General features: G+C 44.1%; 21 protein-coding genes. 2 read left to right on the forward strand and 19 right to left on the reverse strand.

The features are described 5' to 3' along the window. Window positions 1-14 precede the first annotated feature (14 nt). From BM210_RS00340 to BM210_RS00355, 4 genes are all read right to left on the reverse strand, one after another. Window positions 15-380, reverse strand: a complete 366-nt coding sequence (locus tag BM210_RS00340; protein WP_091163474.1) for a response regulator — start codon at window positions 378-380, stop codon at window positions 15-17. A 28-nt stretch (window positions 381-408) separates the two neighbouring features. Next, a complete protein-coding gene (locus BM210_RS00345; RefSeq protein ID WP_091163475.1) occupies window positions 409-900 on the reverse strand; it encodes a chemotaxis protein CheX in 492 nt (163 codons plus the stop codon). A 2-nt stretch (window positions 901-902) separates the two neighbouring features. Further along, window positions 903-3485, reverse strand: a complete 2583-nt coding sequence (locus tag BM210_RS00350; RefSeq protein ID WP_091163478.1) for an ATP-binding protein — start codon at window positions 3483-3485, stop codon at window positions 903-905. 86 nt (window positions 3486-3571) lie between these two features. Next, complete coding sequence (locus BM210_RS00355; RefSeq protein WP_091163479.1) at window positions 3572-5389, reverse strand: APC family permease; 1818 nt, start codon at window positions 5387-5389, stop codon at window positions 3572-3574. A 366-nt stretch (window positions 5390-5755) separates the two neighbouring features. Here BM210_RS00355 and BM210_RS00360 point away from each other — a divergent pair, with 366 nt between their 5' ends. After that, on the forward strand, window positions 5756-6796 hold the full coding sequence (locus BM210_RS00360) for a metallophosphoesterase family protein (protein ID WP_091163481.1): 1041 nt from the start codon (window positions 5756-5758) through the stop codon (window positions 6794-6796). Window positions 6797-6837: 41 nt separating this feature from the next. Then, the gene (locus BM210_RS00365; RefSeq protein WP_091163483.1) at window positions 6838-7761 is read left to right on the forward strand and encodes an NAD-dependent epimerase/dehydratase family protein; all 924 of its coding nucleotides are present in this window, start codon (window positions 6838-6840) and stop codon (window positions 7759-7761) included. Window positions 7762-7874: 113 nt separating this feature from the next. Here BM210_RS00365 and BM210_RS00370 read toward each other — a convergent pair whose 3' ends face one another. From BM210_RS00370 to BM210_RS00435, 15 genes are all read right to left on the reverse strand, one after another. Continuing rightward, window positions 7875-10046: a methyl-accepting chemotaxis protein gene (locus BM210_RS00370; RefSeq protein WP_256223178.1), complete on the reverse strand. Its 2172-nt coding sequence runs from the start codon at window positions 10044-10046 to the stop codon at window positions 7875-7877. 375 nt (window positions 10047-10421) lie between these two features. After that, window positions 10422-12428 (reverse strand): methyl-accepting chemotaxis protein, encoded by a 2007-nt coding sequence (locus BM210_RS00375; protein WP_371263409.1) that lies wholly within the window; start codon window positions 12426-12428, stop codon window positions 10422-10424. A gap of 383 nt (window positions 12429-12811) precedes the next feature. Continuing rightward, a complete protein-coding gene (locus BM210_RS00380; protein ID WP_091163486.1) occupies window positions 12812-14092 on the reverse strand; it encodes a peptidase U32 family protein in 1281 nt (426 codons plus the stop codon). A gap of 38 nt (window positions 14093-14130) precedes the next feature. Continuing rightward, window positions 14131-15060, reverse strand: a complete 930-nt coding sequence (locus BM210_RS00385; protein ID WP_091163487.1) for a peptidase U32 family protein — start codon at window positions 15058-15060, stop codon at window positions 14131-14133. 26 nt (window positions 15061-15086) lie between these two features. Continuing rightward, a complete protein-coding gene (gene mltG / locus BM210_RS00390; RefSeq protein WP_256223179.1) occupies window positions 15087-16172 on the reverse strand; it encodes an endolytic transglycosylase MltG in 1086 nt (361 codons plus the stop codon). A gap of 93 nt (window positions 16173-16265) precedes the next feature. Then, the gene (locus tag BM210_RS00395) at window positions 16266-16571 is read right to left on the reverse strand and encodes a DUF1292 domain-containing protein (protein WP_091163489.1); all 306 of its coding nucleotides are present in this window, start codon (window positions 16569-16571) and stop codon (window positions 16266-16268) included. A 27-nt stretch (window positions 16572-16598) separates the two neighbouring features. Beyond that, complete coding sequence (locus BM210_RS00400) at window positions 16599-16910, reverse strand: DUF1292 domain-containing protein (RefSeq protein WP_091163490.1); 312 nt, start codon at window positions 16908-16910, stop codon at window positions 16599-16601. A gap of 5 nt (window positions 16911-16915) precedes the next feature. After that, window positions 16916-17335: a Holliday junction resolvase RuvX gene (gene ruvX / locus BM210_RS00405; protein ID WP_091163492.1), complete on the reverse strand. Its 420-nt coding sequence runs from the start codon at window positions 17333-17335 to the stop codon at window positions 16916-16918. Between the two features lie 56 nt (window positions 17336-17391). Further along, window positions 17392-17655, reverse strand: a complete 264-nt coding sequence (locus BM210_RS00410; RefSeq protein WP_076231688.1) for an IreB family regulatory phosphoprotein — start codon at window positions 17653-17655, stop codon at window positions 17392-17394. A 104-nt stretch (window positions 17656-17759) separates the two neighbouring features. Beyond that, a complete protein-coding gene (alaS, locus tag BM210_RS00415; protein ID WP_091163493.1) occupies window positions 17760-20396 on the reverse strand; it encodes an alanine--tRNA ligase in 2637 nt (878 codons plus the stop codon). A 39-nt stretch (window positions 20397-20435) separates the two neighbouring features. Continuing rightward, window positions 20436-20768: a hypothetical protein gene (locus BM210_RS34190; RefSeq protein WP_143100969.1), complete on the reverse strand. Its 333-nt coding sequence runs from the start codon at window positions 20766-20768 to the stop codon at window positions 20436-20438. 671 nt (window positions 20769-21439) lie between these two features. Beyond that, a complete protein-coding gene (locus BM210_RS00420; protein WP_256223180.1) occupies window positions 21440-22510 on the reverse strand; it encodes an AI-2E family transporter in 1071 nt (356 codons plus the stop codon). A gap of 273 nt (window positions 22511-22783) precedes the next feature. Then, window positions 22784-22981 carry a hypothetical protein gene (locus BM210_RS00425; RefSeq protein WP_076231682.1) on the reverse strand — a complete coding sequence of 66 codons (198 nt, stop codon included), beginning with the start codon at window positions 22979-22981 and terminating at the stop codon, window positions 22784-22786. A gap of 11 nt (window positions 22982-22992) precedes the next feature. Beyond that, complete coding sequence (locus BM210_RS00430) at window positions 22993-23517, reverse strand: PRC-barrel domain-containing protein (protein ID WP_091163495.1); 525 nt, start codon at window positions 23515-23517, stop codon at window positions 22993-22995. A 50-nt stretch (window positions 23518-23567) separates the two neighbouring features. Continuing rightward, complete coding sequence (locus BM210_RS00435; RefSeq protein WP_371263395.1) at window positions 23568-24716, reverse strand: cysteine desulfurase family protein; 1149 nt, start codon at window positions 24714-24716, stop codon at window positions 23568-23570. Between the last annotated feature and the right edge of the window lie 2 nt (window positions 24717-24718).

Genomic DNA, 24718 nt, shown 5'->3' on the forward strand with positions numbered 1-24718 from the left:
TGTATAATTGCTAATTACCCGGCTAACAATACTTTTTCGATGATTTCCAACAGCTTATCTGCCTCAAAAGGCTTCACAACATATGATTTGGCACCCGATCTAATTGCGTCCAATACCTGCTGCTTCTGTCCGACCGCACTGATCATAACAACCTTTGCTTGAGGAAATGACTTCAGCAAAATTTGCAGCGCTTCAATGCCATCCATATTGATCATCGTAATATCCATCGTAACCAAATCCGGTTTATGGTTTATGTAGCTGGCCAATACTTCTCTGCCATCCGTCGCTTCGACCACAACTTTATGTCCAGCCCGCTCAAGAATGAGCTTGATATTTCTCCGCATTACTGTAGAATCGTCCACTATCATAACGTTAGCCACAACTTTGAATCCTCCAAATCTAGGTAGATTAGATTGCAAGTATACGAGCAAGCTCGGATTTATTTTGTGAAGGGATATATATACAATAAAAATTACCCGAATCCGTTTGGAATCTGCTAACGAAAAAATTACTGAATTTTGATCGAAGCTCCGCTTTTTTGGTCACGATCACTAAGGGCGCTCCTAAAAAAATATCATGTTCGTCACGGTCTGTCAAAGCATTTCCGGAAATCACGTTGGAAATTTCTGCAACTACCTCAACCCCGTATTGTGCCGCTTCCTCCTCAGTAATCTCCTCCAGCATAAATTTGCGAGCAAGTGCCCCAGCCAAAGAGTGATCAACAGTAAGAATGACACCACCTTGAATAACACCACTAAGCTGAATAAAGGAAGTTACATCTTCCAGATATAACCCTTCTTCTGGATCTTCAAGCACCCTCAATCCTTGAATGCCAAGCCCCGTTATATATGCTGCCGATGTAGCAGTAAAAGCTTGAAAATATTGTTCTTCGTGACTCACAGTTAACCGACCCTTTCCACAGCACTAATATCTTCGTAAGGCAGCTTCACGATAAAAGCAGTTCCTCTTCCTTTTGAAGTGGATACCCGAACCGTGCCACCAAGCTTCTCTGCTTCAGCTTTCACTGCCGCCAGGCCAATTCCTCTGCCCGACCATTCCGTTGTATGTTTTGTCGTCGATAGCTGATCTTTGAATATCAAATTGGCAATATGCTCGTTCGACAACGGCGTTGTATCATTATGAGTAGGCAGCAGGCCACTGGACTCTGCTCTCGATTTCACCGCTTCCAAATCAATGCCACGACCATTATCAGATATGGTCAAAGTCAGCTCGTTCTGTTCTTGTTCAATGGAGAAGCTGACTGTTGCATATTCATCCTTGCCTTGCTCCACCCGTTCCTCCGGTGACTCAATACCGTGAATCACAATATTCCTTACGATATGAATAAGAGACTGCGTCAGTCCATTTAAACGATCCGGATCAACAGGGATGTCGGCACCGTTTAGCTCAATGGGATGTAAAAGGAGTCCGTTACGCTCGGCCAACTCCGACAAATAAGCCGGATAGTGCTGTATCAGCGCCTTTAACGGCTTGAAGCGCCACTTCCTGAGACCTGCAAGCCATAGCCTGTCCTCTGCCAAAGTCAGCCTCATTATTAACTCACGCTCCAAATGCTGCCATTGTTCTTTTGTCAATTTCACCTCATATTCGATTCCCATCTCCGACGTCGCATCACCAAGAGCTTCCTTCAAAACCAAGCTGTCCTCTTCAAGCCATTCATTTAAGCGCAATGAACGTAGCCACAGCTCCAGCTCCCTCCAAGTCGGTTTTACCTCTCGCCCGAGCAGCTCCATCAGCTCTGATTCCAGCTCATGTAGCTTCGGGACGATATGCATAAATTGCAGCAAGGCAAAACTTCCTTTGAAGGTATGAATCGATTTATAGATCTCAAGCAATTTATTCTCAACCGATTCATTTCCACCGGATAGCTCAACAAGCTCCGTATTGCAAAAGGTTTCGAAGCTTCTCGTAATTTGCGCGTAATCCTCAGAATGAGTGATGACATGAACGACCATTTGCAGTCTTTTGCGCTCACGATTCATTTGCTCTTCCAATCTACGGGTTTCCGTAATATCCGTAAGCATCACCATGATAGCTCCGCCCACAGCGGTTTGTCCTGCGGCGGACTCAACATCAGACAAATATTTGAACTCGACCTGGACAACCATTCCCTGTATGAGTACCTCGTCAGGCAGCAGGGAAAAAATCAATTCTCTCTTCCATTCATCCTGCTCACTGTAAAATTCAGCAAGAATCGATTCCAGCAGCGTCGCTTCCTCCACATCGGCCGCATAGAACAGTGCCCCAAGCTGTAACCCAGCAATATCCTGTTTGAAAATACGGGTACACTCCACACTGTATTCTTCCTTCACCCGCAGGTCAGGTCCAATCGACATAAAGCCTTGTCTCGCATTATCCAATAAGGAACGAATAGAGCCGGTTCGCTCTGCGACGGTCCGCTCCAGCACTTGATTCCACTGCATAATCTTATCAATGGCTCCGACAATTTGTGCTTCCGCATGCTGGACATGCTTAGGCAGCTCTTTAACCGTACGCCCTGCTGCCACCTCCTCCAGAGTTAACGTGAAGTGGCGTAATGGCAATATAATTCGCTGCCTAACCATTAGAATAACGAGGCCCAACAGCAGCAGCATACCGCCAAGCGAACAAAGCCCCAGGATACGAAGTCGGTCAGCAGCCTCTGTAGTCGAGCGTGTGGGCAGCTCCGCATACAGCGCTCCGATCGTTTTTCCTTCCATATCCAGAAACGGCGCTGCTGATTGTGCGACCAATAGCTCGCCGCGGCGCTCTAAATTGAAATGCTCCCCGCCACCTGTTTTCATCCCATTCATATAAATCTGAAGCTGCTCAGCAGTTATCTCTTTTGTTGAAGTAAAGAACTGTCCAGAGCTGACAAGTAAGGAAATATCAGCTTGCAGCGTATCCTTTAAGCCAACTATAATTTCATCGGAGAGCAGTCTGCCAAATATAACAATGCCAACCGGGTCCGCTTCTCCCTTATTACTCGTAACGGGGGAAACCGCAACAATGGCAAGCCCCTTTGACGTATTCAAGATTCCGGAAAACTTCGATTCTTTTTGAAACTTAGCCAGAATAAAAGGAAACAAAACCTTCGTTTTAAGCTCCTCTACATCCCCGGATTGCACGAGGACATTGCCTTGTAAATCCGTTTCCGCTACAAAATCAATATTAGGTACCACATCGGGGACAACACCTACATTGTCCTGAATCCACACCAAGTCATGATTCAGTACTGCTTGTCGGTTATCCTCCCAATACCCGTTCGTAACCGTAATTCCCAGAATGGTGTCTCCTAGGCGTTCAACCAGCTTTTGAGCCGTACGATTGGTGAGAATCGATTTCTCTTGCTCGATCTTATTCATTCCGGATATTTCATGCTGATAAAAAAGAAAGGATACGGCAACCAGTGGAGCAACTATAAGCAGCACAACCCAGATCAACAGTTCTCTCATAAAAGAACGCCGCTTGTGTATTTGATTCATTCGTAAATATCCCCCATCAACACGTTAGTAAGCCATTTAATTCCATGTTACCTGATTCTTTGATTTAAGAAAAGACAATTGTTGACCTAACGGTGCAAATGAAAGGGGACCGTGGCGATAACGATGTCCTTTTGTTGAAATAAATACGCACGGATCAATAAACTCGTTTGATTATGCAATATATTTTGCCACCAATACTTGGTGATGAACTGTGGGATCAATACCGTGATATGATCAGTGTCTGCGGTTTTCCACTCGACGGTCTCGATAAACCGGATCAGCGGCTTCATCACACTCCGGTAACGTGACCTTAATATAATCAGACGCACACCCGGGTTCCACTCCTCCCACTTCGCCTCCATCTTCTGAATGTCCTCGTCATCAAAGCCTACATATACCGCCACCACGTTGTCTGTTAGTGATTTGGCATAGCTAATTGTATTAAGCACTACACGGGTAATACCTGCGACAGGAATCACGATTGTGCTTCCCTTGATAACAGGCTTATCGATATCAATTTGAATCCGCAGTTCATCTGCCGTATTCAAGTAATGCTTATGAATGCTGTAGAAAATGAATATAACGACTGGCAAAAAGATGAAGACCATCCATACCTGACTGAATTTCGTTATTATAAAAATAAGCGTAATGGCCAGTGTGGTGAGCATCCCGATTGAATTAATGACCAGCTTCAAGACCCAGCCGCGCGGCTTAAGCTTGATCCATTTGATCATCATCCCTAGCTGCGATAAAGTAAACGGAATGAACACACCGACCGCATACAGCGGAATCAAATTTTCCGTATCTCCATGGAATACAATAACGAGCAGCGCGGATAGCACACCCAATATAATAATGCCATTGGAAAATCCGAGGCGATCACCACGAACCATAAACATATGGGGCATAAACTTATCCTTGGCTAGCATAAATGCCAGCAGGGGAAAGGCAGAGTAGGCAGTATTCGCAGCTAGAAACAAGATTAAGGCAGTAACACCTTGAATGATGTAATAAATCGTTCCCCGGCCAAAGGTAGATGCCGCTATTTGTGAAATAACGGTTTCCTTTGCGATAGGCTGAATCCCGTACCAATAAGCAAGCAGGCTGATTCCGATGAACATGCTTCCTAGAATGGCACCCATCATCATAAGCGTTGCTGCCGCATTTTTCTCAGCAGGCTGTTTGAAGTTAGGGATTGCATTGGAAACCGCTTCTACCCCCGTTAACGCCGAGCAGCCTGAGCTGAAAGCCTTTAACAGCAGGAACAAGCCGACACCCGACATCGTCATTCCAGATACCGGCTGTGGGGTACTGACCCCACCCGTTATATAATTATAAATTCCACAAACAATCAAAACAAAAATGGAGCATACAAACAAATAAACCGGCAGCGCCAATACAGAGGCAGACTCTGAAATGCCGCGCAGGTTCAATACAGTCAAAAATGTAATCATAATTAAAGCAATCAGTACACGATGGTCATGAAGACTTGGGAATGCTGAAGTAATGGCGTCCGTACCCGCGGATGAACTAACGGCAACGGTTAGAATGTAGTCAACAAGCAGAGAGCCGCCTGCCATCAAGCCTGTTGACAGACCCAGATTATCTTTGGCTACAATATAAGCTCCTCCACCAGCAGGATAATTGAAAATGGTCTGCCTGTAAGATAGGATTAGAATCGTAAGCAGTCCCAACACCGCTACAGATATGGGAATCGAGTACCATAAAGCAGCCGCTCCCACTGTCATGAGAACGAGTAAAATTTGCTCGGTTCCGTAAGCAACCGATGATAGAGCATCCGATGATAATACAGCTAAAGCCTTTAATTTACTTAGCTTTTCTTCACCCAGCTCTGCTGATTTCATAGGTCTTCCAATAAAAAGACGTTTTACTCTACTTACCATGTGATTGAATTCCTCTTCTCCCTAAATAGGTCACTATAACCTGATACATACGCACATGAATGTATGATACAATCACGGGGCTCTTAACGTAAAGACAGGGCAGTTCCTTAAAAATTACATTTAATACCGTTATAAGCCTGAAAGAGTCCAATAGAGCGTATTCATCATGTTCTCGCTTACTATATTGTCAATTATCATCCCTTTATCACCATTGTTTGAAAGTTTAATTTTTAATTGATTTCTATTTAGATTGAGATCATCCTAACGTATAGCTATAATAGAAGAGAATATCCATTATTAAACAAACTTTAGGGTGACCTGCCAGACCAGAATTCATGCAGGCCCTGTACCGATTGGGTGATACGATTGATAACTCGCAGAAATTTTATCAAAAAAAGCTTACTTTCCTTAGGATTATTATCTGCTGGAGCTGCAAGCTCCCTGCCTTTTGTTCGTCGATTTACCGTTCATGCAGAAACAGCAGCAGATTCAACCTCTGACTTCATTGAAGCCGTATCCAATGAACCTTTGATTTCATTATTCGTGCTTAGCGACTTACACATCACGATCAATGAATCATCCATGTCAGACAAACTGCATTTGGCACTTCAAGACATTACAAATTGGGAAACAAAGCTCGATGCTATCGTGCTTGGGGGGGATTTAACCGATTTCGGACGATTAAGTGATTACATGTTATTGAAAAAGATTTTGAATCAATACGAGCTTCCACAGATCTATGGCAACATGGGCAATCATGATTATTACGATGTTTGGCTTACTGCCAAAGGTCAATTTTCTACAGAAACTGTACCAAACGGCAAGACAGACGCGATGTCTCGATCACGGTTCATGAACTTTTTAGCTTATGGGGCTTATGGGGATAAACCTTATATCGACGCATGGGTAAATGGGGTTCATTTGATCATGGTCTCTCAGGAAGCTTATGTCGAAGAAAGACCCGAGGTAGGCGAAGGAGCATGGTACTCGGACGAGCAGCTTAATTGGCTTCGTGACATTATGAAGTCCCATAAGGACGGTAAGCCATCACTTGTATTTATTCATCAGCCGCTGCCGCCTCTGGGAACCGATGGACGAACCCACCAATTGATTCGCGCGAACGAATTTACCGATATTTTGAAGCCCTATAAAAATGTATTCGTCATATCCGGGCATACACACAGAAGTTTTGAAAGCGAAGATCACTACAACTGGAAGACACCCTTCCATTGGTTTAACAATGCATCTGTAGGTCGTACCCGGAGTACATTGACAGGGCAAACGTCCTCACTCGCTCAAGGTATGTATATTCAAGTATATCCACATCAAGTCGTTATCAAAGGAAGAGAATTCAGCAACCGCACCTGGATCGACAACGCATCATGGACAGTACCTCTGCTAAAGTAGCTTTTATTCAGAATTGCCAATTTATACTTGGAGGTTTACTCATGAAAGTTCTTGTAACTGGAGGCGCAGGCTTCATCGCTTCCCATATTGTAGATCAGTTGATTGAGAACGGACACCACGTGCATATTCTTGATAACCTCTCTACAGGCAAATCAAGCAATATTAACCCCAAGGCATCATTCTATCAAGTCGATTTATTGGACGATCAGCTATCCAAGGTATTTGCCGCCATACAACCAGAAATCGTTATTCATCATGCCGCCCAAATCGATGTCCAGACCTCTCTAAAGCAGCCTCTCCTTGATGCCAAGATTAATATTTTGGGAACCATCGCAATACTAGAGCAGTGCCGTAATCATGGAGTGAGGAAGCTAATCTATGCTTCTTCCGCAGCTGTATATGGAACACCGGAATATTTGGGTGTCGATGAACGTCACCCCTTAAAGCCACTTTCGTTTTATGGGATCTCAAAGCACACACCTGAGCATTATATTGAAGCTTTCTCATCTTTATTCGGATTGGATTATACGATTCTACGTTATGCAAATGTGTATGGAATTCGTCAGGATCCCAAAGGCGAGGGCGGTGTCGTCTCCATATTCGTGGACAAGCTGCTGCAGAAACAGCAGCCGTTGATCTTTGGTGATGGTGATCAAACGAGGGATTTCATCTACGTTAAAGATATCGTTAGAGCCAATATGGCTGCCCTGACACATGGAAGCAGGGGCATTTACAACATTAGCTGGAATGTTCAAACGACTGTTGTTGAGCTTCTTCAGCTGATGTGCGAGCTATGCAATACTCCCTATTCACCCAAATACGAACCACCACGCGCTGGCGATATTCTTCACAGTCGTTTGGATAACACAGCAGCCAAACAACATCTGGGATGGGCACCAGCATATACTTTGCGACAAGGATTACAGGAAACATGTGATTATTACAGGACTGTCTATACGATTTAACGACTGTCCACGCTCATTGCTTCATAAGGTAAGAAGACCTATCCTTAAACATAAAACAACCCTCCATACCCACATGAAGTGGATTTGGAGGGTTGTATATGTTTGATACGTTATTATACATCAAATTTGGAAAGGGATTCTTGCAGTGAGTTGGACAACTGCTCCAGCTTGTCTGACAAACGAACCAAACCAGAGCTAATATTCAATTGCTCGGAGCTAAGTGATGCTACTTCCTGGGAGGTCGCTGAGGATTCCTCTGCTACTGCACTTACGTTAGTCATCGCATCATTAAGAACCAGTTGTGATGCATCCAGTTGGCTGATTGATTCAGTTACCTCAGATAACTGTCCAATAAATCCACCCATATGATTTTGCACTTCTTTAAAAATCAGATCCGCTTCTTTAACCGACAAAATCTGTTCCTGGAAAATAGGGTACGCATTGGATAAAGCTTTAACGGTTTCATCAATTTCTTTTTGAATCGTCTCGGTTATTTGTCCAACGATAGCGATCGATTGACGGGATTGATCAGCAAGTTTGCGAATCTCATCAGCAACGACCATGAACCCTTTACCCGCTGCACCCGCACGAGCAGCTTCAATTGTCGCGTTAAGGGACAAGATATTGGTTTGCTTCGATACATTGCTCAACACTTCAAGAATTTTGCGAATGGATCGTGTGCTTTCCTTCAAATTATCCACTTTCTCAACCATATTCCGTGTCATTTCTTCAGTAGCATTCGTTTTCAGAATCAGCTCGGACATATATTGAATACCCTGCTCACTAGATTTCTGAACATCTGAGGCTGCTGTACCCATTACAATATTGGAATTGACAACGGCTTTCATTTGCATTCCGATACTATGCGTCAGTTCATTCCCACGTTCCGATTCAACCGCCAAGCTCGATGCTCCACCAGCAATTTCTTCTGTAGCTATCGCGATTTCTTTAGCAGAAGTAGCTGTTTTCTTGGAGGCATCCGACAGTTCCGTTGCAGTTTCTAGAACTTCTTGAGCGGATTGATTCGTTTGCTGTACAAGTACTGTAATTTTCTCCATCATCTGATTGAAGCTATGACCTAATTGGCCGATCTCATCCTGTGATTGAACATTCATACGAACGGTCAGATTGCCCTGCTCGCCCTCTTTCATCAGGTTACGAAGCAGAATCACAGGTTTTCCTATCATATTGGCTACAATAATACCAATACCGACCGCAATCAATGCTGCTACGATAGCCATAATCCACGTTATATTGGAAATAGCTTTTGCATCCTTAACAAGCTCGGCAATTGGCATCGCGCCCAGTAAGTACCAACCCGTTTTGACGGATTTATAATAGACCAGTTGCAAATCTTTTTTGCTATTCATCGCACTGCGCGCATCATCCTTCAAAATATCCTGAGAGATGTCCAAAGTGGTGGGTTTACCAATAGCAGCTTTATCTGGGGCATAAGCCATTTTCATATCAGGGGTAATAATGACAGTCTGTCCACCTTCACCCATTTGAATATCGGCTAATTCCTTTCCGACAGCATCCACGTTGATTTCCATAAGCAGAACGGCTTGTGTGCTGTTGGTAGATGTATTTTTCAATACACGTCCAAGCGCGAAGGACGCTGTATTGCTGCCCGCGGAGGTATCTACAAAGCCGGAGGTTCTTGTCGGGATCCAAGTGGCACGACCATTGTCTTCCGTAATTTTTTTGAACCACTCTTCATTCACCAATGTTTCTTTGCTCGTAGAGCCTCCCGAAGCGGCGATCGGTTCGCCTGAAGGACGGAATAAATGCAAAGCTTTAAGGGTTTTATTCGAGTATGTATACACATTTAGTTTGTCACTGATTTTTTGGCGTAATTGCAAATAGTCATAGCTTCCTTTAGCGACGACTTCCAATTCAACAAGAAGCTTCTTCATCTCATCATCCAACAAAATTTGCATCGACAAATCCTCATAGACCGTGTACATAATATCCAGCTTTTGACCTGCTTGAATAATCGTCTGTTCAGAGGCATCGGCTACCTTTTTCTGAATCACACCTTTGGAAATGTTGTAAGACGTAAATCCTACAGTCAATACAAAAAAGAGAATGCTGACGAGAAAAATCAAAAATAGTTTCATGCCGACTGATTTAATTGGATTTTCCAAACGAAGATTACTCATCGAATTTTTCATACGCTGTGAACTCGAAGCTCCTTTGTCGGATTCATTTTTTGAAGCAGGATTTTTTGAAAAATTACTAATTTTTGCTGTCCATTCTTTCAACACAGACAGTATTCCTTTCAAAGGAACCACCACCCTAATCTGATATAGTTTCTTCTGCACGATAGTGATGACATAATAACATTAGAAATGATATTCGACATCTTTTTCCTATTTCCTTTTTATTAATCGCTTTCATTTACAATAAATTAGTTCAAATGCTTCATTTTATAGTTTTTTGTCGTTTTTCGCATTTTTTTGATCATTTGGATCATATTCCTTTTTTCCAAATATGTCCATGGGTATTATGACCCTAGACAATGAAAATACCTCGCAGCATCCTTGATATGAATCATTGCATTGATGCAAAAAAAAGCCTCAAGCTAGAGGCTTTTTGTCAATTTTAATGCTTTTTGCAGTCTTGTCCATAAGTTCGACAACTGCTTCAGCTTCATTATTCTATACATCAAATTTGGAAAGAGATTGCTGCAGCGAGTCGGACAACTGCTCCAGCTTATCCGATAAGCGAACCAAACCGGAGCTAATGTTCAATTGCTCGGAGCTAAGTGATGCTACTTCCTGCGAGGTCGCTGAGGATTCCTCTGCTACTGCACTAACATTGGTCATCGCATCGTTTAGAATCAATTGTGATGCATCAAGCTGACTGATTGATTCGGTTACTTCGGATAACTGTCCAATAAATCCGCCCATATGATTCTGCACTTCTTTAAAGATCAGATCCGCTTCTTTAACCGACAAGATTTGCTCCTGGAAAATAGGATAAGCATTGGATAAAACTTTTACCGTTTCATCTATTTCCTTTTGAATCGTTTCGGTTATTTCTCCTACGATTGCGATCGACTGACGGGATTGATCAGCAAGCTTGCGAATCTCATCAGCCACGACCATGAAGCCTTTACCCGCAGCACCCGCACGGGCTGCTTCGATTGTCGCGTTAAGGGACAAAATATTTGTTTGCTTGGAGACATTGTTCAGCACCTCAAGAATTTTGCGGATAGAACGTGTGCTTTCCTTCAAATTATCCACTTTCTCAACCATATTCCGTGTCATTTCTTCGGTAGCATTCGTTTTCAGAATCAGCTCGGACATATATTGAATACCCTGCTTACTAGATTTCTGAACATCTGAGGCTGCTGTTCCCATTACAATATTGGAATTGACAACAGCTTTCATTTGCATTCCGATACTATGCGTCAGTTCATTCCCACGTTCCGATTCAACCGCCAAGCTCGATGCTCCACCAGCAATTTCTTCTGTAGCAATCGCGATTTCTTTAGCAGAAGTAGCTGTTTTCTTGGAGGCATCCGACAGTTCTGTTGCAGTTTCTAGAACTTCTTGAGCAGATTGATTCGTTTGCTTTACAAGTACTGTTATTTTCTCCATCATCTGGTTGAAGCTATGACCTAATTGGCCGATCTCATCCTGTGATTGTACATTCATGCGAACGGTCAGATTACCCTGCTCGCCCTCTTTCATCAGGTTACGAAGCATAATCACAGGGCGCCCTATCATTCTTGCTACCATAATCCCGATCCCTACCGCAATCAAGGCGGCTATAACAGCCATAATCCAGGTAATATTTGCAATCACCTTAGCATCCTTTACAAGCTCATCAATCGGCATTGCGCCAATCAGATACCAACCCGTTTTAGCGGATTTATAATACACGAGCTGTAAATCCTTTTTACTATTCATCGCGCTATGCTGATCATCCTCCAGAGCATCCAGAGTGATGTCCAAGCTTGTCGGCTTGCCGATAACCGATTTATCTGTGGAATAAGCCGTTTGCAGGCCGGGCGTAATAATAATTGTCTGACCGCCCTCACCCATTTGAATATCAGCCAACTCTTTTCCGACAATATCCACGTTAATTTCCATAAGCAGAATTGCTTCTTTGGTGGCGGCAGTATTTTTCAATACACGTCCCAGTCCGAAGGCGGCCGCATTGCTACCACCCGCAGAATTTTCCAAAAAGCCTGATGTTCTGGTTTCGATCCAGGAGATTCGACCATTATCTCCCTTTATTTTTTTTAACACATCTTCCTTGATCATAGTATCTTTGGTTGGAGAACCATCCGTTGTCGCAATCGTGCCACCTGTAGAATGGAATAAATGCAAAGCTTTAATGGTTTTGTTAGAGAATGTGTATATGTTGAGTTTTTCGCCGATTGCTTGGCGTATCCTCACATAGTCATAGCTTCCTGGATTGACAGTTTCCACTTCAGCTAGCAGTTTCTTCATCTCTACATCCAGCAAAATTTGCATCGACAGATCCTCATAGACGGTATATACAATATCCAGCTTTTGACCGGCTTGAATAATCGTTTGTTCAGAGGCATCTGCTACCTTCTTTTGAATAATATCTTTGGAAAAGTTGTAGGATGTAAACCCTACTGTCAATACAAAAAAGAGAATGCTCACAAGAAAAATTAAAAACAACTTCATACCGACTGATTTAGCGGGATTATCCAAGTGGAGAATGCTCTTCGTATTTCTATTGTTCTGTGAACTCGAAGCTTCTTTGTTGGATTTATTTGACCCCACATTCTTGAATACATTCCCAATTTTCGCCGTCCATTCGCTAACTGCAGACAATTTCCCTTTCATTAGAACACCACCCTAATCTGGTATAGTTTCTTCTGTCCAAAAGTGATGAAGTGCTAATGACATATTATGTACTCAATATTAACCTTCAATCGCTTCAAATAGAATTAAAATAGTTCAAATTAACCTAAAGAATCATAATATTTTCTTCCATATATGTCCATGGGTACATTGTACCTAAACAAAAAAGCCTCAAAATTGAGACTTTTTAATCAGATCTCTTTCTATGCTTTTCGCATTCTTTTACGCATCATATCCATAGGTTGGACGGGCTGATCCAGCTTCATCCGAATGGCTTGGAGAGGGTGCCTCGCTGCATCGAGCTCTTGGCCCGATTCATCATAAATGGCAGGAACGTTTTGTTTAAAAAAGGTGCCTCTAGGTCCAAAAAATTCGATCTCCTGACCAGGCTTAAAATGATTACGCTGCTGAATAGTAGCTATACCACTCTCCGCGTCATAGGCAGTCACTACACCCACAAAATCATAAGGCGCTGCTTTATCCTCGGGCTCAAAGATATGGTCTTCATGATCAGGGTGCTCATAGAAAAACCCGGTATTCAACGGTCGATTGGCTGCCTTCTGGATTTCATAAAGCCATTCAGGCTTCATCTCGTAATGCTCAGGATCGGCAAAATACGCATCAATCGCTTGCCGATACGCATTCACGACGGTTGCCACATAGTGAACGCTTTTCATGCGACCTTCGATTTTAAAGCTATCTACACCAGATCGTACAAGCTCAGGCACATGCTCAATCATCGACAAATCCTTGGAGCTCATCGAAAAAGCATCGTCATCAGCTTGAAACAAAGGAAGCTCCTTAATCCCGATCTGCTGATCCTGCTCCGTTGTAAACAAATCATATTTCCACCTACAGGACTGCGAACAGCCGCCACGATTAGAATCACGGTCGGTAAAATGGTTGGATAACACACAACGCCCTGAATAGGAGCTGCACATCGCACCATGAACAAAGACCTCAATCTCGACATGAACGTTCTTTTTGATGTCTTCGATCTCCTTCATGCTCGCCTCACGTGCAAGCACGACACGGTCTACGCCCTCTTCCTTCCAAAATTGCACGGCTTGCCAGTTCATCGTGGACTGCTGCGTGCTCAAATGAATTTCAAGCTTGGGTGCGACCCGTTTACAGGTTTCAATAATAACCGGGTCCGCGACAATAATCGCAGCTACACCGGCATCCTGAATACCTCGCAAATAAGCCTCCAACCCATCGATATCCTCATTATGGGCATAAATATTCGTAGCAACGAACACCTTCGCACCATAACGAGCAGCAAATTCCACACCCTCGCGCATTTCATCGAATGAAAAATTGTCTGCATTGGAACGCAGTCCATACTGCTGGCCCCCAATATAGACCGCGTCGGCTCCATAATGCACGGCAAATTTCAGCTTTTCCAGATTACCGGCTGGTGCCAAAAGCTCTGGTTTATCCAAGCGAACTCGCTTGCCAAGAAGCTGCTGCTGTATCATCGTCATCACGATCACTCCATTTCTTAACTGTTCTGTTCGTTAGCTTAATACACTTGTTCTTTATAAAAAAATCCATACGTTAGCTCACGTCTTGGGTCCTGCAGCTCACGAATTGCATCCAGCCATTGCTCATCAAATACATAACTTTCCGGGTCAGAGCAGAACGCATCTATGACTTGACGATAGCCTCTGACTACAGCTTCGTTGTATTCAGGTGATTTTAACAAGCCTTCAATCTTCAGGCTATCGATTTTTCCTTCAAGCAGCTCATGCAGGTTTTCAAGCATACAGATATCATCAGAGCTCATAATATGCGTTCCATTCTCATCTTCATACAAAGGGTAGCGCTCATCCTTACGCTCCTGCTCAATAAGAAACAATCCATCCTCAAGGCCCTTGGAAGTACCTTGTGAGTCTCCTTGATGATTCTCATAATTGGTCACCAAACTGCGTTTAGAGTGGTAAATATTTGTTATTCCATGCACCTGTACTTGTACTTCCATGTTAGGCAGCTTGCTTTTTATTTCAAGGGTTTCGTCCAGATTCAGTTCACGGGCCAACACGACCCGCTTTGATCCCTTAGAACCCCAATAGTTGGCTGTTTCATAATTTGTCGAGGTCATTTCGGCATTCCAATGCAGCGACAAGCCTTGTGCAGCTTGGCGAACGGCTATGAGTACGGCTGGATCGCCAAATACTACCGCATCGGCCTGCAGCTGCTGTACACGCGCCAAATAGTCGGGTAGCTGTGGAAGCAGCTCATTATCGATAATTTTGTTAACCATTACATATACTCTGGCCCCGCGTTCATGGCACCATGGAATTAAATCGCTCAATTCGTCGAGCATGACCTCTCCCGACAGCCGCATACCAAAACGGTGCTCACCGACGGATACCGCATCAGCTCCGGCCTCAACATAACGCCGCGCTTCTTCTGCGGTTCCGGCAGAAATGTACAGCTCTGGTTTTTCCATTGTATTCTCACCCTTCAATAAAAAAATTACTTTTTAAGCATACTTTCATTTTTCTTACTGACTGCAATATTTTTTTGATGCTGATCAAACGTTTCACCAAAGTAGTGCGCTTTAGTGCCATCCTTTTTCGTGACGTAATATAGGTAACTATTATCTGCGGGGTATAACGCTGCTTTAATGGATGAAAGACTCGGGCTCGCAATGGGACCGGGCGGTAAGCCCTTATGCAAATACGTATTATAGGGACTATCCATTTGCAAGTCCTTTTCAAATAATCGATCCTTCGGCTTATCAAATAAATATTGGACAGTCGCATCAATCTGCAGTTCCATATTTTTACGCAACCGATTATGAATGACGCCGCTCACTAGGGGACGTTCTTCGTCCAGTACAGCCTCACGCTCAATCAACGAAGCGATCGTCAGCATCTCATGAAAGCTTTGGCCACGATCCGCCAGCTTTTGCTGCCAATTATCCGGAAGCTGCTCAAGCTTTCTATCGAGCTCGAGCATCATATTATTGAGCATATCCTCAACTTTAATATCTTTGCTCCATTCATAAGTCTCAGGAAATAAATAGCCTTCCAGCCTGCTTCGCAGCTTGTCATGGTTCGTCACTTTATTGAATACTTGGGCAGTGAAGCCATTGTCCTGCTGTTCCTTTTGCATGAATATTGCGGGATCGATACCAAATTGCTGATGAACCTTATCTGCGATTTGTTTAACTGTGTAGCCCTCAGGAATTGTAAGCTTGATCCCCTGCTCTTTAACAATTAATCCTTTATTAAACGTATCGATAATTGCATCGTTGGTCATGCCGGGCAGCAGTTCATATTCGCCTGCCTGAAATTTGCTTCCCTGCTGAACATATTTCAAATAATAAGTAAAAGCTCTTGCACTGCGAATCAAACCTTGTCGTTCCAGTTCCTGAGCAATGGAAAGCGGACTCATTCCGGGTGGGATCGAGATATTTTTGGGTTCGGAAGATTCTGGAACAGGCTGCAAAGCTTGCTTCACATACCAAACAAAGCCTGCTGCTGTGGCTATAGCTAATACTAATAGGATCACGATTAATGTAACAATAACGGTTTTTATTCTCCTAAATGGTGCCACTTATACTCCTTTCGACCAAGTCCGCATAAACAACGAAAAAGAGCGGATTGTCTCCGCTCACTCCGTTTGAAAGCATTGAAAGCAACATGCTGTTTACAACGTACTATCATCAGAAAACGTCATCTCATCATACAGCTCGGTAACGTTCTCCCATTCGTCATCATCATCTATGGTTTCCAGCTCAAGCTCTCCGTCAAGTCCTATTGTAACACGAAAAACCTCAGGCTCTCCAACAACAGGCTGATCCTGCTTCACTACCGCATAGCCTTGATCACCCAACTGAAATTCAGTGAGCAGCTTATAAACAACGGATTGTTCATTATCATCATACAAAATAATATCATCTCCGTAGGTGCTGCGCAACTGACTTGTTAATTTTACATCTTTTAATGTGAACAAAAAGAACGCCTCCTGCTGTTGGTTCAATTAATTGGAGTCTTCTTCTTCCTCTTCGACATCCTCATCCATCAATGTATTGAACGTTTCTTCAACTATGTTCCACTCTTCTTCATTATCGATCGTAAACAACTGCAGGTCGTCTCCGTCTTCTTCATAACGGAAAGCATACACCTCATCGGATTCCTCATCCGCGTCGACCGGTACAACCATCATATACTTTTTGTCGGAACCGTCAACCTCGAACTTCATAATGACTTCAAATTCTTCTTCATTACCTTCATCATCCGGGATATAAATAATTTCCGGTTCTTCTTCTTGAAGTTGTTCTTCTTTAGTCACACCAATCACCTCTTCGTATTGGAATCCATATAATTTTGCAAAATGAGCGCAGCTGCCATCTTATCGATGACTTGCTTTCTTTTTTTGCGGCTGACGTCAGCATCAATCAGCACACGCTGTGCAGAAGCTGTAGTCAGCCGCTCATCCCATAAATGAACGGGCAGTCCGAAAATCTCTCGCAAGGACTCGGCAAATGCCATACACAGCTCTGCACGAGGACCTATGGTATTGTTCATGTTCTTGGGCAAGCCTACGACAAGCCCGTGAACGTTGTACTGAGCAATCAGTTCACGAAGCCTTGTCATATCCTTCTCTGAGCTTGTTCTCCGAATGACCTCAAGACCTTGAGCTGTCCAGCCCAGTTCGTCGCTAAGGGCGATACCGATCGTTTTGTCTCCGTAATCCAAACCCATTAAACGTTCCATCTTATACTAAACTCCCAACGGTAATCGTGTTATATCCTGATTTCCAACCCTGCATCTTATGATTTATGCTGCTGCAAATACGATCTGACCAGCTCTTCAATCAACTCGTCACGTTCTCGTTTGCGAATGATGCTCCTAGCGTTATTATGGCGTGGAATATAAGCCGGGTCGCCGGATAAGAGGTAGCCTACAATTTGATTGATCGGATTATAGCCTTTTTCCTGCAGCGCGTCATATACCGCCAGTATAACTTCCTTGGGTGATGTTTCGATTTCTTCCGCTTTTACATTGAACTTCATCGTTTTATCCATCGAGCTCATCCCTACACCCCCTAGAAACAAAAATGATGAATAGTAACTAACAAAACACGTTACCTTCTTAGATATTCGCTATTTGTCGAAAAATTCCTCTTGACAGTGCAAATTTATTTTTTCATCATTGCTTGATTTTCTACAAATTGTCCTACCTGGTTCAGTGCTGCCGACAATTGGGAAGCATCCTTACCACCCGCTTGCGCCATATCAGGACGGCCTCCACCGCTACCTCCGACAATCGCAGCTGTTTCCTTGATCACCTTTCCGGCATGAAAACCTTGAGCTACAAGGTCCGGTGTTACAGCTGCGACCAGATTAACTTTATCATCGGCAATCGCACCCAGCACAATGATGGCTGAACCCAGCTTAGCCTTCATTTGATCAACGATACTCCGCAGCGAATCCATATCCCCTGCATTGACCTGCGCCGCGAGCACGGGCACTCCTGAAATTGTCTTCAGTTGATCTGTTAAAGAACCGGCCTCAATTTTACCGAGCTTTGACTTCAGAGATTCGTTCTCTCTAGCCAATTCCTTCATTTGAACAAACAGGCCCTCGATGCGCTTTGGAACCTCTTGAATGTTGGATTTTAGCAGCCCTGACGAATCACGCAGCAATTGCAGCTGTTGATCTATATACATATAAGCATTACGGCCAGTTACGGCTTCGATGCGTCGAACTCCGGAACCGATACCCGATTCGCTGACAATTTTGAACAGCCCGATTTGACTTGTATTCGCAACGTGGCAGCCGCCGCACAACTCCAGGCTGTAGCTTCCCACTTGCACAACACGGACGACATCGCCATATTTTTCACCAAACAGAGCCATTGCTCCCATTGCTTTGGCGTCAGCAATTGGTTTTAACGTAATCGACACCTGTGTGCTTTTCCAGATTTGCTGATTAACTCGTTTTTCGACATCCTGCAGTTCCTCAGCCGTAATGCTGCCAAAATGCGAAAAGTCAAAACGCAATCTCTCTGGAGCAACCGACGAACCAGCTTGATTCACGTGCTCACCCAATACCTCTTTCAAGGCTTTATGCAGCAAATGTGTGGCCGTATGATTTTTAATAATATCTTCACGCATTTCTTCGCTGACGGATGCCTGCACGGTATCACCCTTACGTAGCACACCAGACTCCACAATCACACTATGAACATGTTGACCATGCGGCGCTTTGCTGACATCCACAACCTTCAGACGAACATCTCCTGAAGCCAGATAGCCGTGATCGCTTACCTGTCCACCGCTCTCAGCATAGAAAGGAGTAACGTCCAGCACCACCTGACAAGTCTCGCCCAGTCCGACCAAATCGACAAACTGATTCTCATGCACCACAGCTAGTACTTTAGCAGTAGTTACCAATTCAGTATAACCAACAAACTCACTTTTAACCGTCAACTCAGCAAGTGGACCACCTTGTACCTTCATGCTGTCCGAATCCTGGCGAGCTGCTCTGGCACGATTGCGCTGCTCCTGCATGGAGCTGTCAAACCCTTCACGGTCTACCGTCAAGCCTTTTTCAGAAGCAAAATCCTCTGTTAAATCAAAAGGGAAGCCATAGGTGTCATACAGCTTGAATGCATCTGCGCCGCTGATCTGTGTTTTGCCTTCGGAGCTGGCTTTTTCCGTTAGTTCAGCCAGTATAGCCAAACCATCGGACAATGTTTCATGGAAACGCTCCTCTTCGGTACGAATCACCTTCTCGATGAATTCACGCTTATCCACAACCTCTGGATAGTACATGCCCATAATTTCACCAACAAGCGGTGTCAGCGTGTGCAAGAACGGTTTATCCAAACCGATCACTTTACCATATCGCACAGCACGACGCAGTAAACGACGAATAACATAGCCGCGGCCTTCATTAGAAGGAAGTACGCCGTCACCTACCGAAAAAGCAACCGTACGGATATGATCGGCAATTACCTTCAAGGCTACATCGGTTTCCGCATTTTCATGATACTTCACACCGGCAAGCTTAGCGGTTTGCTCAATGATCGGCATGAACAAATCTGTATCAAAATTGGAGTCCACATTTTGCAGAATGGAGGCCAAACGCTCCAAGCCTGCGCCTGTATCAATATTTTTATTAGGAAGCGGTGTGTAGCTGCCATCTTTGTTATGGTTGAATTGGGAAAACACCAGATTCCAAACTTCCAGAAAACGTTCATTTTCCCCGCCAGGCCAACATTCCGGATCACTCAAATCACCATATGCATCGCCACGATCATAAAAAATTTCTGTACATGGTCCGCAAGGGCCTTCACCAATGTCCCAAAAGTTTTCCTCAAGCTTATAGATCCGTTCTTCGGGCAGACCGATTTTTTTGTTCCAAAATTCAAAAGCTTCGGTATCCTCAGGATATACCGTCACCGACAAGCGCTCAGGATCAAAACCGATCCATTCTGGACTCGTCAAAAATTCCCATGCCCAGGTAATGACCTCTTCTTTGAAATAATCACCGATAGAGAAGTTACCCAGCATTTCAAAAAACGTATGATGCCGGCGTGTTTTTCCGACATTTTCAATATCATTGGTACGAATACATTTTTGCGAATTGGCAATTCGTGGATTTTCAGGAACAATACGTCCGTCAAAATAAGCCTTAAGCGGCGCCATGCCTGCGTTGATCCATAGCAAGGACGGATCATTGTGTGGAACTAGCGGAGCGCTTGGCTCAATGCGATGTCCTTTACTTTCAAAAAATGCGAGCCATTTGGAACGGATTTCACTGGCTTTCATATAGATACCTCCTAAGTTTTTTACCCTCCCAAACCCTCCCTATAGGGAGGGCTCCAAAGGGCTCTGCCCTCTGGACTCCCTTGGGAGCGGTGCGGACTGCTTTGTTCTCGGGCCGCTTTCGTCCCTGCGGGACACGCTCGACTGTCGTGCTTGTGCAAGTACGGATGCCTGCTCAGTGCTGCTGTTGTGGATCTGGAGCCGCTTTCGTCCCTGCGGGACACGCTCGACTGTCGTGCTTGTGCAAGTGCGGATGCCTGCTCGGTGCTGCTGTTGTGGGTCTGGAGCCGCATCGTCCCTGCGGGACTCGCTCGATGAGGTGCTTTTGTGTTTGTAATGATAAGTGCGGGAAGCTTCGCGCAGCGTGGGGTTCACTACTCCATCCCCTATTGGGGATGGAGTAGAAGTTTTGCCCCAAGCGAAGCAGGTAAAGTTCTTCCGCAGGATAGGAATTTTTGCAAATGGGTCCCGGAGGGAGCAAGGGATTGTGCCGCAGAGTTTACGTACCGCCTTTGAACATGGATGATTACCGCTTCGTCTAATCAAGATCATCCATGTTCAAGAGAGGCCGAAGGCACATCCCTTGCGCACGTAGGGTACTATAGCATTTGCAAAATTCCCTGCATTTGAACTTTGCCGCTCCGCTCAACTAAACCTGGACTCCACGCCCCAAAACCCCTTTTAAACAGAAAAACGCCCCTGCTGACAGGGACGAATTGATCGCGGTACCACCCTGGTTACTGCACAGCTGTCAATTAAGACGTAAATCTGCTGAACAATCTCCTTGAACAAGACTTGTAACGAGTCCATCCGGCGGATTTGGTCCGCACTCCGAAATGAGCTTTCAACCATCCTTCATTAGTAAGGTTCTCTCAGCTAGCCTCATGCAAGCAGCAGTGGGCCATAACCTATTCTCTGGATAATGGACTATGGTTTACTTGATTTCATCAACGCTTTCAGTTATATACTTGTATACGATTATATACGCTTCCTAAAAGGAATGTCAACCGAATGCGTCCAGGACGCGTCTACGCCAGTTATCCTCTTTAAGTAGTTTTCCGATGCACATAATATTGAAAAACGTGCTGAACAATCACCTTGATGACAGCAAACAGCGGAACCGCCAGGATCAATCCGATCACACCCGCAAGTTCCCCTCCTGCAAGCAGTGCAAAAATAATCAGCAAAGGATGCATTTTCAAAGAGCGTCCCACTACCTGAGGGGAGATTACGTTACCTTCAAGAATTTGACAAACTGTATTCACCACAGCGACCATGAGCACCATCTTCAAGGAAATGGTTGAGGCCATAATTATAGCCGGAGCCGCCCCAAAAAAAGGCCCCAAATAAGGGATAATATTAAACACTGCAACCAGACAGGCCAGAAGCAGCGCATACGGCATTCCAACCAGCCAGTAACCCAGATACGCCAGAACTCCAATAATGATACATACCAAAAACTGTCCGCGAATATAATTACCCAAAGCCGTATCGATATCCACTAGAAGCTTGAATACCTGCTTGCGCTTCGCCTTGGGCACTGTAGCCAGCACCGTTTTTTCAATTAACTGAAAGTCCTTTAGCATGTAAAATGCCAAAAAAGGAACGATAAAAGCAATGAAAATCATATTGATTGTATTACCGATGCCGTCAATGTACTTCGAGATAGCTAGCGAAATACCGTTTTCCATCTTGACCAGAGACTTATCAATACCCGTACGAATCGTATCAGGTACAAATTGCAGGCTATTCATCGTATCGACAACGCCTTGAGCTTTCATTTCAAGCTGGGGAATGTGTTCATTAAACTCATTCAACTGGTTAATAAACATCGGTATCAAATTCATCAGAATGACCGTTGTAGAAACAATAAAAACCGCGTAAATCAGCAGGACTGCCACCGTTCTTGGAACTTTTCGAGCGTTGAGCAGAGAAACGACAGGATTCAATACATACGATATAATCATAGCGATCATAAAAGGAGCCAGTATCTCAAGCAGAAAATGATAAATGCCAAGCCAAATGGGTTTTATTTTCAATAAAACAAGCAGGATCAGCAGACCTAGCAGCATATACACCATGATTGAAAATGCTCTGCTTTTGTAAAAATGATTCACGCGTTCTCACCCGCCTTAGTTCCTTGTCCGATTACCCGCTAGTCCAAGCAATCCATCTTTTTATTTCAAAGGCCTCGTATCTTTGATAATTACGTGTTCAAAAAGCCTGCTATTCAACACTGCTAAGCTTCTGAACAACCTTTATAAGTATATGTACAACCCTGCTTCTTAATCCCCCAGGATAACACAAAAAATCGTATTCGCTTCCAGCCGCTGTGTGATTCAAGCGATTAGGGCGAATACGATTCTACGTACATTAGATCTATCCATTTATCAGTTTGCATGAATATGCGGCATTTCCTCTTCAAAAAACAGATCGTCCAGAGAGCTTAATGTACCATCTTCTTCAACTTGATATACAGACATCTTTTCTCCGTTCACACTGAGTTCAATAAAGCAGCCCCAGCAATAAAACTGATGCGAGCCTATTTTGCCAATATCCTTCGAATTACAATTCGGACAACGTAACATTTGGTATCACCCTATTCTTCATTAGATTTGACTATTTCAGTCAACCATTCATTACAGTGAACGGGGACAATAATTGCATCCTCACCCATTGTTACAGTATCCGGTAAGGGCAGCCATTTGCGGCCCTCTTTCAGATCGGAAATAAAACCTTCGGTCAATTCATATCCTATTACTTTTTTACCCAACTCAGGGTCCAAATAAACATCGTCCACAATACCCAAATGCTGACCATTCACGGTTACAACAGGCATACCCTTCACCTTATGATCCCCGTTCAGCAGCGAGATGTATAGTTGATCCTGATCATCCAGTTGGACTACAGCCTCTTCGTTGTGAATCGTAATAGCATCTTCTCCTAATGCAATTACGTCTTTCCAAGCTACACAGCTTGCTGTAGAAAACCAATGCCTGTTCTCAAGAAGTATGAGCTCAATCTGCCAGGCTTCATCCAGCAATAGATCCTTGACTGTACCGACTTGTTTGCCTGTTTGCACACAAAGAATCGGTAATCCTATCACATCACGAGCTTTTTTCAAGCGCTGTATCCTCCCGATGCAATAGCTGAATTCAATAAAATACGCTCTTACTAATAATTATTACGTATACGATTGACAATGGTTACAATTTTCTCAGCGCATGTAACAATATCTTGCAAACTGCTTGCGGATCCAAAGCTGAATCGGACGGCCGAAGCGGTAACCTGCTCAGATAATTTCATGGCTTGCAGTACATGGGATACCTCAAGTGACCCTGACGTACAGGCAGATCCACTTGCTGCAGCAATTCCTTCCATATCCAGGCTCATCAGCATCGTTTCGGATGATATGCCAGGAAAGCTTATATTAAGAATATGCGGCAAATAGTCTGTAGGATGTCCATTAATTACTACTTGTTCAGATCCCAATTGCTTTTGCAACCTTGTTACCATCTCTATACGTAGTTTTTCCATCTTTTGTTGCATTTCATACCTGTGCTCGATAAAAATTTGTAATGCTTTCGAAAATCCTGCAATTCCGGGTACATTCTCGGTGCCTGCACGCCGCTTTCTTTCTTGACTGCCGCCATGCAAAATCGGCTCCAGCTGAATATGTTTAGCTATATAAAGGGCTCCGATTCCTTTGGGTCCCTGAATTTTGTGCGCAGAGAAACTCATTAAGTCAATTGGAAGGCTACTCAGACTAAGCTCAATAACTCCCAGTGCCTGAACAGCATCAACATGGAACCAGATCCCTTTACTTCTGGCCAGCTCCCCAATCTTCACAATCGGTTGAATCGTCCCTACTTCGTTATTGCCATACATCACACTGATTAGGATGGTTTCGGGTCGAATCACCTCTTCAAGCTGTTTCAAATCGATCCGTCCGTTATTGTCAACATCCAAATAAGTAATCTCATAACCCAGCTTTTCCAGATGCTGGCACGTATGCAGCACAGCATGGTGTTCCGTCTGAACCGTTATGATATGCTTGCCCAAAGAGGAGCGCGCAGCGGCAGCACCTAGTATAGCCATGTTATTGCTTTCTGTACCTCCACTTGTAAAAACAAGCTGTGTAGCAGCACAGCCAAGTAAAGAAGCCATTAAATCTCTTGCTCGTTGAACAACAGAACGTGCTTCTCTACCTGCGCTATGCGTGCTGGAGGCATTTCCATAGGAATGTGTGTAAATCGGCAGCATGGTTTGGATAACATCGGGATGAACCGGTGTTGTTGCCGCATGGTCCAAATAGATCGTCATGA

The sequence above is a fragment of the Paenibacillus sp. 1_12 genome, assembly GCF_900114475.1.
GTDB lineage: Bacteria > Bacillota > Bacilli > Paenibacillales > NBRC-103111 > Paenibacillus_S.